14 protein-coding genes are annotated in these 11762 nt (G+C 41.4%); 7 read left to right on the top strand and 7 right to left on the bottom strand.

Going from position 1 to position 11762, the window contains the following annotated elements; all coding sequences use genetic code 11:
- Positions 1 to 671: 671 nt before the first annotated feature.
- Entirely contained in the window at positions 672 to 1730 is a 1059-nt protein-coding gene (locus SST62_RS0102410; protein WP_004298887.1) for a phosphatidylinositol-specific phospholipase C, read from the bottom strand.
- A gap of 679 nt (positions 1731 to 2409) precedes the next feature.
- On the opposite strand from SST62_RS0102410, the gene SST62_RS0102415 reads away from it, so the two are divergent.
- The 5 genes from SST62_RS0102415 to SST62_RS0102435 all read left to right on the top strand — a co-directional run bounded on the left by SST62_RS0102415 (position 2410) and on the right by SST62_RS0102435 (position 6408).
- Positions 2410 to 3990, top strand: coding sequence for a DEAD/DEAH box helicase (locus SST62_RS0102415; protein ID WP_029186169.1), 1581 nt, complete (start codon positions 2410 to 2412; stop codon positions 3988 to 3990).
- A 143-nt stretch (positions 3991 to 4133) separates the two neighbouring features.
- Complete coding sequence (locus SST62_RS0102420) at positions 4134 to 4412, top strand: autorepressor SdpR family transcription factor (protein ID WP_024407110.1); 279 nt, start codon at positions 4134 to 4136, stop codon at positions 4410 to 4412.
- Positions 4399 to 5001: a DUF1648 domain-containing protein gene (locus SST62_RS0102425; RefSeq protein WP_029186170.1), complete on the top strand. Its 603-nt coding sequence runs from the start codon at positions 4399 to 4401 to the stop codon at positions 4999 to 5001. Before SST62_RS0102420 ends, SST62_RS0102425 begins: the two co-directional genes overlap by 14 nt.
- 111 nt (positions 5002 to 5112) lie before the next feature.
- A complete protein-coding gene (locus SST62_RS0102430; RefSeq protein ID WP_029186171.1) occupies positions 5113 to 5523 on the top strand; it encodes a GNAT family N-acetyltransferase in 411 nt (136 codons plus the stop codon).
- 273 nt (positions 5524 to 5796) lie between these two features.
- Positions 5797 to 6408 carry an FMN-dependent NADH-azoreductase gene (locus SST62_RS0102435; protein ID WP_029186172.1) on the top strand — a complete coding sequence of 204 codons (612 nt, stop codon included), beginning with the start codon at positions 5797 to 5799 and terminating at the stop codon, positions 6406 to 6408.
- 14 nt (positions 6409 to 6422) lie between these two features.
- Here the strand turns inward: SST62_RS0102435 and SST62_RS0102440 are convergent, their stop codons facing one another.
- The 5 genes from SST62_RS0102440 to SST62_RS0102460 all read right to left on the bottom strand — a co-directional run bounded on the left by SST62_RS0102440 (position 6423) and on the right by SST62_RS0102460 (position 8310).
- Positions 6423 to 6695, bottom strand: a complete 273-nt coding sequence (locus tag SST62_RS0102440) for a GIY-YIG nuclease family protein (protein WP_029186173.1) — start codon at positions 6693 to 6695, stop codon at positions 6423 to 6425.
- Positions 6685 to 7434: a tRNA1(Val) (adenine(37)-N6)-methyltransferase gene (locus SST62_RS0102445; protein WP_029186174.1), complete on the bottom strand. Its 750-nt coding sequence runs from the start codon at positions 7432 to 7434 to the stop codon at positions 6685 to 6687. Before SST62_RS0102445 ends, SST62_RS0102440 begins: the two co-directional genes overlap by 11 nt.
- Before the next feature lie 80 nt (positions 7435 to 7514).
- Positions 7515 to 7766, bottom strand: a complete 252-nt coding sequence (locus SST62_RS0102450) for a hypothetical protein (protein ID WP_024410934.1) — start codon at positions 7764 to 7766, stop codon at positions 7515 to 7517.
- 9 nt (positions 7767 to 7775) lie between these two features.
- Positions 7776 to 8030 carry a hypothetical protein gene (locus tag SST62_RS0102455; RefSeq protein ID WP_029186175.1) on the bottom strand — a complete coding sequence of 85 codons (255 nt, stop codon included), beginning with the start codon at positions 8028 to 8030 and terminating at the stop codon, positions 7776 to 7778.
- A 13-nt stretch (positions 8031 to 8043) separates the two neighbouring features.
- On the bottom strand, positions 8044 to 8310 hold the full coding sequence (locus SST62_RS0102460) for a hypothetical protein (protein ID WP_029186176.1): 267 nt from the start codon (positions 8308 to 8310) through the stop codon (positions 8044 to 8046).
- Positions 8311 to 8512: 202 nt separating this feature from the next.
- Between SST62_RS0102460 and SST62_RS0102465 the strand changes: the two genes are divergently transcribed.
- Together SST62_RS0102465 and SST62_RS0102470 are read left to right on the top strand one after the other, a co-directional pair.
- Positions 8513 to 9604: a cystathionine gamma-synthase gene (locus SST62_RS0102465; protein WP_029186177.1), complete on the top strand. Its 1092-nt coding sequence runs from the start codon at positions 8513 to 8515 to the stop codon at positions 9602 to 9604.
- Positions 9605 to 9607: 3 nt separating this feature from the next.
- Complete coding sequence (locus SST62_RS0102470) at positions 9608 to 10771, top strand: MalY/PatB family protein (protein ID WP_029186178.1); 1164 nt, start codon at positions 9608 to 9610, stop codon at positions 10769 to 10771.
- Positions 10772 to 10849: 78 nt separating this feature from the next.
- On the opposite strand, the gene SST62_RS0102475 is transcribed toward SST62_RS0102470, so the two are convergent.
- Positions 10850 to 11683: an AraC family transcriptional regulator gene (locus tag SST62_RS0102475; protein WP_029186179.1), complete on the bottom strand. Its 834-nt coding sequence runs from the start codon at positions 11681 to 11683 to the stop codon at positions 10850 to 10852.
- Positions 11684 to 11762: the final 79 nt, after the last annotated feature.

Genomic DNA, 11762 nt, shown 5'->3' on the forward strand with positions numbered 1-11762 from the left:
ATTCTGGGCTGGATTGAAAAGAAAAGTGGCTGAGTTATTGAGGAGATTTCAATCGGTTGAGTATTCTTTGGAATGCTATTTTAAAGCTAAATAATTATATTTTAGTTTACTTTTAGTACTAGCTCCAACTATCTGGGAGAGTGAAACAGTTCGGGGAACTGTTTCAGCCCGATCCTAGATACAAAAAAGCGAGAAAAAAGAGGCTGGAAATGAGACTTGCGAAAGCAAGTCACTTACGCAAAGTACGGCAAAGCGAGTTAACGAAGTAATTAAAGATAGACTAAATGTCTATAACAGCCTAATGATGCATTTTTTTATTGTTGCTCTCAATGTTTCACTGTGCTATCCTTAGTTCACAACTCCTATAGAATTTTTCATGTCACAATCAATCACTTTTATTTTTCGTGAAAGAAGTAATTTTTTGTTATTGATGATATAGTCTGCTTATCGAAAATTTAGTGGTTGACTATTTTTGACTTGAAATGACAATTAAGATATAAAAAACGAGGAGTCCCCCGTTGGGAATTTCCTCGCTAGTCAGTTGAATATTTTTATGTTGATGGTAAAAGGAATTGGAAGATTAGGGTGAGAATTAGGTATGTATTGTACGAGATGTTATTTATAGAACAGTATTTTAGCTTAAATACTAAACATGCAAAAATATAGAACGATTAACGGTAATTGCATTGTATAACTTCATTGATAAGACGTTCACCAGGGAAATCTGAAATGATGATTCCTGGTCTACGAATTTGATTGTTTCGTAGATAGTCCGCAACAAGAGTATTGGTTCCTTCAAAGGAAATTGTTGCAAATACACCGAGACGTGCTGTGCGTGGGAAGTCAGGGTAGCGATGCCTAAAACCGGGTTCCGTCAATCCAGTAGAGAGTCGGGAAGCATCAGTTGCTGGACGAACATGTCCACTTGCTACAAAATAAGGGAAAGAACCACCAGAACCACTGAGATAATTCATGAAAATAAAATCAATGCTAGATGTATTTGCCTGATTGATATGGTTCTTTATAGCTTCCCATTTTTTATATAAATCCCAATTTGTATTGAGATGGTATTGATCTTGAGTAATAACAAAACGATAATTTATTCCGTGTTCGATAGACAAGACATCAGGTAAAAGCACAATCTGGCCACGAATTTCGCCTAGTGTAGGATTGTATCCGTTTGACGAAGTCATAGGATTCCAGAAAAGAGAGGAATATCGTTGATAATAGGACTCAAAAAGGGTAAACATTTCAGGATCAGAGGCATGAGTATGCTCTTGTTTAATCCGCATTAAGATGGTTTCACTTGGATAACTTATCAAGTAATTTTGAATAGTTGTAAGAACCTCTTCAAATTGGTAGCCCAAGGCGATTGAGCCATGGTAGAGAGCAAAGTGATCTCCCATATATGCGAGACGAATATCTAAATATCGGATTCCAGACTCCAATTGTTGCTGCAAATTCATTGTTTGCGTACGGACAATATCACGAAAAGGAAGATGGTTACTATGAGCCATGCTATCATGAGTTCCCGGAATGGCAAGCTCTCCTAGAAAACGATTATCAGGAATTGTGGACATCCAGTCTGTATATTGTTCAATATGCGGTGTGGTCACTTGTTCTTCATACCAAAAGGCGCGGTCATAATGAGCGTGGGTAGAAGTAGGGAAGAGCAAAAAAAGACCTAGACAAGCGGTCAGGGCAAAGGATATCTTCTTTTTTGTATTCATATCTATACCTCCTTTATGTTAATCCTCAATCAGCGCTTGGATAACATAATATAATTAGTGAAATGGTTGGTAATATAATTATAGTAAAAAAACGTTGTTAGTTTCCATCGTGGTTTTTTGATATTGGGACACCAGCGATTAGCTGTGAGAAGTCGTCACCTTAATTATATCATAGGGTAAAAATAAAAGCGAAGAGGATAGTCACTAGTCTTGAGAAAGATAGCATTTGTTTACGAAAGCTATTGTTTTGAGTTACCTTTACCTTTATTATTTATATGTCTGAATACAATACCGCATTGGTTGTTCAAACTATGATTCAAATAGTCTTAATTTCTCACTTTCTCACCTTCAAATATTTTTAAGTTTTTTTTGAAAACGTATTATTTTTATTTTCAAGGCAAAAGCCAACCTTTATGCTTAGAATGTGTTATACTAGTTAAGTTACAAGTCTGATACTGGTTAGTTCGCTGCCAGTGGAAATAATTGTTACAAAAAAAGTTAGATAAGGTAGCTTCGCACTGCCTTGTAAAAGAAAGGAAATGCGTTAGGAAACTGGTTCGGGAAGAGTATTCGAACCCGTGCTAAAAACTTCGTGAAAAAGATAGCCTTCCTAGTGTGTAGTCACACTGCGTCAGTCTCCTATTTTCACCTTGTTTTCTTAACGCACTTGGTATCATAATTGAAATTTACAGATTTACAATTGTCAGAAGACATTTTGCTTGCCGTTGAGAAGGCAGGTTTTGAAACGCCGTCACCTATCCAGGAGCAGACCATTCCGCTTGCTTTGGAAGGAAAAGATGTGATTGGTCAAGCCCAGACGGGTACAGGGAAAACCGCAGCCTTTGGTCTGCCAACCCTCAACAAAATTGACATCAACAATCAAGCTGTTCAAGCCTTGATTATTGCCCCAACGCGTGAGTTGGCGGTGCAGAGTCAGGAAGAGCTTTTCAAATTTGGTCGTGAAAAGGGTGTAAAAGTTCGCTCGGTTTACGGTGGTTCTAGCATTGAAAAGCAAATCAAGGCCCTTCGCTCAGGTGCCCACATCGTTGTTGGTACGCCAGGGCGTCTCTTGGACTTGATTAAGCGAAAAGCCCTCAAGCTTGACGGTGTTGAAACCCTTATTCTTGACGAGGCAGATGAAATGCTCAACATGGGCTTCTTGGACGACATCGAAGCGATCATCGAGCGTGTGCCAGAAAGCCGTCAAACCCTTTTGTTTTCTGCGACTATGCCAGAGCCAATCAAGCGTATTGGTGTCAAGTTCATGAAAGAGCCTGAGCATGTTAAGATTGCGGCTAAGGAATTGACCAACGTCAACGTGGACCAATACTATATCCGTGTCAAAGAACATGAAAAATTTGATACCATGACACGCCTTATGGATGTTGACCAGCCTGAATTGTCTATCGTCTTCGGTCGTACTAAGCGCCGTGTTGATGAATTAACTCGTGGTTTGAAACTGCGTGGCTTCCGTGCAGAAGGTATCCACGGAGATTTGGACCAGAACAAACGCCTACGTGTCATCCGAGACTTTAAAAATGACCAGCTTGATGTCCTTGTTGCGACGGACGTTGCGGCTCGTGGATTGGATATTTCAGGTGTAACGCACGTCTATAACTACGATATTCCACAGGATCCAGAAAGCTATGTGCACCGTATCGGTCGTACAGGTCGTGCGGGTCAATCAGGTCAGTCCATTACCTTTGTCTCGCCAAACGAGATGGGCTACTTGGCAATCATCGAAGATTTGACCAAGAAACGTATGAAAGGTCTCAAGCCAGCAACTGCTCAGGAAGCATTTGAAGCCAAGAAGAAAGTTGCCTTGAAGAAGATTGAGCGTGACTTCGCAGACGAGACTATTCGTGGAAACTTTGATAAGTTTAAGAAAGATGCAATCAAGTTGGCGACTGAATTTACGCCTGAAGAGCTTGCTCTCTACGTACTTAGTCTGACCGTACAAGATCCAGATAGCATGCCAGAAGTTGAAATCGCACGTGAAAAACCACTGCCATTCAAGTTTGCACCTGGTCAAGCCAAGGGTAAAGGTGGACGTGGTGGTCGCGACCGTGATCGTGGTGGCCGTCGTGACGGTGACCGCAACCGAGACCGTGGAGGACGCCGTGGTGATCGTAACGACCGCAACCGTCGTGATGACAAGTTCAAGCGTGACAACCGCCGTCAGGACAACAAAAAACCACACCAACGCACCTCAAGTGAAAAGAAAACAGGCTTTGTGATCCGCAATAAAGGGGAGAGATAAGCAGTGTTTGACAGGCCATAAAGAGTGGTCTGTTTTTTTGAGTTCTATTTAGAAAATAATCGAAATAGTTCTTGACAAACAATAAAAATAGAGTATAATTCTATTTAGAAATATTTCTAAATAGAAGAGCAAGGAGGCTTATTATGGGGCTTTCCGAAACCTTGAAGGCAATTTCTGCTCCTATTCGTAGGCAAATTCTAGATAGTCTTAAGTCGGGGCCGAAGTCTGCTGGTGAAATTGTAGAACAATTTCAATTAACAGGAGCAACAGTTTCTCATCATTTATCCACTTTGAAAAAAGCTGGATTAATTTTGGAGGAAAAGCAGAAAAATTTTATTTATTATCGTCTAAACTATACGGTCTTTGAAGAAGTCTTGGTTTGGATTGCAAGTTTAGGAGGACATCAAGATGAAGAAAATTGACATAAAAACCTTATTAGCAACCTCGAGTATATTTCTACTGATTGCTGTATTGATGATTTGTTACTATAAAGCATTGCCAGATACCATGGTAACGCATTTTGGCGTAAATGGTAAGCCAAATGGCTCTATGCCCAAGTATATGGTGACAATTTTGACACCGCTACTATTCTTTTATATTCACCTATTCATTTGTGTACTTTATGATGTGAAAGGGATAGGGAAAACACCAGTCATTCGAGTGGTCAAATGGCTTTTTCCGCTACTGGCTCTCATCATTCAAGTTGCTTTGCTCAGGTTTAACTTGGGAGGAGAACTGGATTATCGGAGGCTTGTCATTGGACTGCTAGCTATCGGCTATATGGTAATAGGGAATTATTTACCCAAGGAAGAATTGGATAGCAAGACCAATGAAATAGAAAGAAGGGGAAGAAAGCAGGCAGGCTATCTCTTCATCATTGGTGGGCTATTGCTACTAGTTAGTCTGTTAGGCTCACCAACCCTATCTATCCTTGTACTTATTTTGTTTGGTATATCTGTCATAACTTTGAGTCTTTATTATTTTTATCGTCGTTACAAAACTGCTTCCTAATTGGAGCGGTTTTTGTTATACTAGAAGTAATTAAACAGGAGGTAGGATCATGGGTATTTTGACAATGGATAAAGCCTTTGTATTCTAAAAAACAATACAAAGGAGAAGAACATGATTACTTACAAACAACATCCTCAACTTGATTTTCAAGCTGTCCTTGACCTCTATGCTTCAGTTGGTTGGTCAAATTATACTGACCGACCTGCCATGTTACAAAAGGCTTTGGAACATAGCCTGTTTGTTCTTGCGGCCTATGACGGTGACCGTCTAGTGGGTCTCTTGCGAGCAGTTGGTGACGGCCATTCAATCGTTTTTATTCAGGACATCTTGGTCCTGCCAACCTATCAGCGACAAGGAATTGGGCGTCAGCTTTTGGAGCACGCCATTACCCACTTTCCAGGTATTTATCAACTCCACCTCTTGACGGATAATACTGAGAAAACACGGTCTTTCTATGAGGCAATTGGCTTTACAGCTGTTGATAGCCTAGACTGTATCGCTTACACCTATTTAAAAAAATGATAACAGTTTTGAATGCAGAGGCTGGGAGACCAGCCTTTTGCTTCGAGCAAATGGGAGTGGGAAAGAACTCGACTAGTCTAAAAGAGAGTTCGTTTTCCCACCCCCGCACAGTTGATTAGGTCAGATTTGGAGTGTGAAACACGAACAAATCTGCCAATCAACCACTGCGCTGAGATGTTGACACGAACTCTGAGTAGTGGAGCTGGGCTTTTTGCCCAGCCTCAAAAAGAGTAGAATATATTTATCAATAATTAGTAACAACGGAGATGAACAATGGCAACTGTATTAATTGTAAAGGCCCACCCACTCGACGCACAAAAGTCCTATGCCTTGCGAGCTTTGGAAGAATTTCAAACTCGGTACGCCAGTTTGCATCCAGAAGATCGGATTGAACTAGTAGATGTTTTTGAAGACCAGATTCCCGCCTTAGACAAGTCCTTGTTAGAGGCTATGGGAGCAGCAAAAAAAGGTATAGAAATCAGTCCTGAACAAGCGGAGCAGTTGGACCGCTACAATGCCTTGACCCAACAATTTCTTGCAGCAGATAAGATTGTCGTGGTCAATCCCCTTTGGAACCTCAATGTGCCAAGTCAATTAGTGTCATGGATTAATACCATTAACGTTGCAGGACTGACCTTCAAGTATGGACCTGAGGGCTCTATCGGTCTGGTCAAGGGTAAAAAATTGTTGCATATCCAGTCCAATGGTGGAGTTTACGCTGGGCAAGATCCAGCGGCCCAATACATCCAGTCTATCTTTGAGTTTCTGGGATTTGAAGACATCCATCAGGTCTTTATCGAAGGGCAATCGGCTGATCCAAGCCAGGCTCAAGAGATATTTGAAGAAGCTATGGGGAAAATTGATACAATTTTGGAAGTCTTTTAAATAAAAGCCTCGTACTATTTTGTACGAGTTTTTTTTGTCATTTCTGCGATATAGTCTAACTTGCTCTGCCGGCTGCGTTTCTTAAAGAGTGCCTCGGCGGACATGGCTTCCTGCTTACTAGCAAAGGCTTCTTGATAGAGCAGGCTAACAGGCAAGCGTCCGCGGGTGTACTTGGCCCCTTTCCCACGATTATGGGTAGCAAGCCGCTTGACCACATCAGTCGTATAACCAGTATAAAGACTCCCGTCGGCACATTCCAAGACATAAAAGTAGGCCTTATTTTCCATAGTAAATCTCACGAATAGCCGGAGTGTAGTCGCCGTTTTCCTCATGAACAACCAGAGGTGGCAGGATGTGCAGACCGTCCACCGAGCCGTCCTTGATTGCCTCAATTAGCAACATATTGGCCTCCTTGCTGGCCTTGGGATAGACAAACTGGATGCGTTTGGGAGCTAATTTGTAGGTCCTCAGCGTGTCTAAAATATCTAAAAATCGGTCGGGTCTGTGGACCATGGCCAAGCGACCATTGGATTTGAGCACCTGTTGGGCCACCTGGCAAATGCTGTCTAGGTTGGTTGCGATTTCATGTCTGGCTAGAAGATAATGCTCGCTTTCATTGAGGTTTGAACCCTTGTCCACCTTGAAGTAGGGAGGATTGCAGAGCATCAAATCCACCTTGGACCGCAAATCATATTGAGGCAAGTTTGCCAAGTCATCATTGATAACCGAAACCCGTTCCTCCAGACCATTGAGGGCGATGGAGCGGCGGTTCATGTCAGCAAGCCGTTCCTGCAACTCGACCTGAATAATCTGAGCCTTGGTGCGTGTGGAGGCAAAGAGGCCCACCGCCCCATTTCCGCTACAAAGGTCAACAATCAGCCCCTTCTGAGCAGGCATTTTTGGAAAACGCGAAAGGAGGACACTGTCAATCGAGTAGCTAAAAACCTCCCGGTTTTGAATAATCTGAACATCTGTCGAGAAGAGCTGGTCAATCCGCTCTCCGTCTAATAACTCAATTTTTTGCATGATTTTATTATACCATCTTTAGCAGAAAATCTCTGTCCATTTTGGAAGAAAAAAGGACCGCATTCTACGCTCCTTTCAATCTAACTAAAAAATTCAATCCAAGCCCCGACCAGCAAAAAAGCGATACAGAGATAGATTTGCCAATTTGCTTTCAAGGTCCATTCTTTAGACCAAAAGGCACTACGGGCAGTACCGACCGTAGCAAAGAGCAAGAGTGCAAGCCAGAGGCTAGGTCCCTTATTTAGCCACTCCCCTATACTTCCTAGAAACAACAATATCATCAAATAAAAATTCAAACTCCGATAAAATTCTTTATTAAATTCCTTAAACATATAAAATCCTCACAATACAAAGAAGGAAATGATTGTCCAACTAGCAATCAATCCAATCGTCAGATAAATCTGCCATGTTTTTTTAATCCAGCTTCGTGGTTTAAAGAAGGCCAGATAGCCGACATAAAGTCCCAAGGCAAACTGGATAAAATCGAACAGCCCAAAGATTCCCTTCGTAACTACGAAACTAAAGGTCACTAAACAAAGTAGGGAAAAGTAAAATTCCCAAGTTTGATAAAATGCTGTATTGAAGTTCTTAAACATAGTAGACTCCTTTCTACTTACCCAATACGAATTTAAGATAGATAATCAGCGCAATCATTACCAAATGAAAGATGTAGCCCATGCGAGTGAGCTCCTTTTCTTCCTTGAAGAAAAAGGTCCGAATAGCCTGGATAGTGAGGATAAGAATGGCCAATAAGGCATACCAAGTTGGACTTGGAGAACTGTCCTTAAAGAAATCGGGCAGTAAAAAACATAGCCAAAAAATCATAGAATAAAAGGCATTGTACCGATAGAAATGCTTGTTAAACTGGAATTTCATAAGCAATCACCTCTCTTTCTTTTATTATATCAACTTAGTTGTAGGTTTTCAAGTATGTATATGTAAACAAAAGCGGGTCTTGTTATAAAGAAAAACTATAACAAAGCTTGCTGTTTTTCTATAAGTATTTTTTGGATATTTTTCACACCAAATCTCCTATTTCATGCTAGACTAGTTAATAAGTTAGAATGGAGTAGATGTTATGACAGATTATAAGATTGATACGATTTTGGCACATACTGGCATCAACAACGATGAAAAAACTGGGGCATTGATTTCCCCTATCCACCTTTCGACCACCTATCAACATCCCGAATTTGGTCAATCGACAGGCTTTGACTATACGCGCACCAAGAATCCGACCAGAGCTAGCTTGGAGAAAACCTTAGCCGCCATTGAAAAGGCTGACTATGCGCTCGTGACCAGTTCTGGTATGGCTGCTCTGGTCTTGCTCTTTAACGGTTTTCCTGTTGGAAGCAAGGTAGTTGCGGCGCGTGATCTCTACGGTGGCTCCTTCCGCTGGTTCAATGAGCAGGAGCAGTTGGGGCGCTTTAGCTTCACCTATGCCAACACTGAGGAGGAGCTCCTAGCTGCCATCACGGACCAGACAGATTATGTTTTCCTTGAAACACCGACCAATCCCCTCATGGTGGAGTTTGACATTGCTAAGGTTTCGGCTGTCGCCCATGCCAAAGGAGCCAAGGTGATTGTCGATAACACCTTTTACAGCCCTATCTACCAAAATCCCCTTCTACTTGGAGCCGATGTGGTCTTGCATTCAGCAACCAAGTATCTGTCAGGGCATAATGATGTATTGGCAGGCGTGCTCATGACCAATGACCAGACCCTCTATGACAAACTCTTCTATGACCAAAATACCACAGGTCCAACCCTTTCGCCCCTAGATGCCTACCTTCTCATGCGTGGACTGAAAACCCTCTCTCTGCGTATGGAACGGGCAACCCAAAATGCCCAGAAAATTGTTGCCTACTTGCAAGCTAGCCCAGCTGTCAAGCAGGTCTATTACACGGGTAAAGGGGGCATGATTTCTGTCAAGGTAGTGGATGAAGGCCGCATTCCTCACATTCTCAATACCTTAGAGGTCTTTACTTTTGCGGAAAGTTTGGGAGGAGTAGAAAGCTTGATTACCTACCCAGCCACTCAGACCCACGCAGATATTCCAGCTGAAACCCGCCATTCTTACGGGTTAACGGATGACTTGCTTCGTCTGTCTATCGGCATTGAGGATGCGGATGACTTGATTGCAGATTTAAAAACAGCCTTGGAGGGATAAGATATGACACGATATGATTTTATGACTAGACCCGATCGCTTAAGTCACCATTCAGAAAAGTGGAAGGCCAGTGAGCAGGATCCAGAACTTTTACAGCTCTGGGTTGCCGATATGGATTTTGAAGCTCTGCCCGAAATTCGCTCTGCCATTCGCCAGTATGCAGACCAACATATCTTCGGCTATCCCTACGCTAGTGATTCTCTCTATCAATCCATTATTGATTGGGAAAAAGACCAACACGGCTATGAAATCAGCAAAGAAAGTATTGTTCTGATTGAGGGAGTGGTGCCAGCCCTCTCGGTAGCTATCCAGGCTCTTACTGAGGAGGGAGATGCCGTTCTCATCAATACTCCTGTCTACCCACCCTTTGCCCGTACGGTAAAATTGAACAATCGCCAATTGGTAACCAATTCCTTGCAGGTGGTGGACGGACAGTTCCAGATTGATTTTGACCAGCTAGAGCGTGACCTTGTAGAGAAGGAAGTGAAACTCTATATTTTCTGCAACCCTCATAATCCAGGTGGTCGTGTTTGGTCTAAGGATGAGGTGGAAAAAATTGGTCAATTGTGCCGTAAACACAAGGTTCTACTGGTTTCAGATGAGATCCATCAAGATCTGACCCTTTATGGAAACAAGCACCACAGTTTCAACACAGTGAGTCCAGAGTTTAAGGATTATACCCTTGTTTTATCGTCTGCAACAAAAACTTTCAACATTGCAGGTACGAAAAATAGCTTTGCCATTATTGAAAATCCACAATTGAGAAAGGCTTTTACGAGAAGACAGCTGGTCAATAACCAGCATGAAATTTCAGCCATTGGCTTGATTACGACTGAAACAGCCTTTCGGTATGGTCGTCCATGGTTAGAGGAATTGAAGACTGTCCTTGAGAAAAACATTGATTATATAACGGACTACCTGACCCAAGAGACAAAGATTAAAGTTCTAAAACCACAAGGAACCTATCTGGTCTGGCTTGATTTTTCTGCCTATGGGTTGGAGCATAATGAATTGCATCGCAAATTGAGAGAAGAAGCCAAAGTGGTTCTCAATGATGGACAAACCTTTGGAAAGGAAGGTGTCCATCACGCCCGCCTCAATGCAGCAGCACCGTTTGAAACCATAAAAGAAGCCTGTGAACGAATTGTAGGAGTGTTTGGGAAATAATTAAAAAGGATGTTCTGTTCGTTGTTCAGAATATCCTTTTTTGTTTTTTGTGAACTTGAAATGTCTTGGCGTATAGAATTAATGAAAATGAAATTTCCGATAATCACTTGGACTCATATAATATTGGTTTTTGAATGCACTGCTAAACACCAAGGGGTCAAAATAGCCGACAGAATTTGCGATTTCAGTGATACTAAGTTCTGGAGTAGCTAGTAGTTGACAAGCGTGGTTCATTTTTACTTGAACAATATAATCTTTGATAGAGTAGCCAGTTTCTTGCTTGAAAATTTTATACAAATAACTACGACTTAAGGCCAATTGCTCCGCGATTTCAGATACTTTAATGGGACTGCTATATTGACTATGTATTATTTTTATTGCGTGATGTACATAATTTTTTGCAATTGTATTGGCATCTTTTAATGCATCATTCGGGAACTCTTCAACAAGTGCTGCGAGCAATTGATTCAAATGACCGATAAGAATTAGTTCCGTAGTCATTGGAAGAGATTGATTTTTTGTATGATTGATGTCAATCATCTTTTTTAATATAGGAGAATCGAGGTTTGAATGGAGATAATATTTTTCTAGAAGTCGAGTTTGAGTCAGGATGCTTTCAGCACGAGAGCCGCTGAAACCCACCCAAGTATAGGTCCAAGGCTCTTTCCCATCAGCCTGGTAAAAAATGGATTGATTTTTTGGAAGTACAAAAATATCTCCAGCGGTTAGTTCAGTCGTATCTCCATTGATTGTAATCTTACCTTTTCCATTCGTAATAAAATGTAGTACATAGTTATTTCGGATTGTTGGTCCAAATGAGTAGTTCTTATCACATTGTTCGGCACCATAATGATCAACATTTAGGTCAAAATTATGGCTGTCAAGCTCATTATAATTAATCAGAATATTCATTTCCATCCTCCTCGTAAAATAAGTTTATGGGGATTTTTCAATCCCAAATTTTTAATGAGTGTAATAATGTTAACTTGAC

Origin of the sequence: Streptococcus suis YS56, assembly GCF_000440115.1 — a bacterium.
Classification (GTDB): Bacteria; Bacillota; Bacilli; order Lactobacillales; family Streptococcaceae; genus Streptococcus; species Streptococcus suis_L.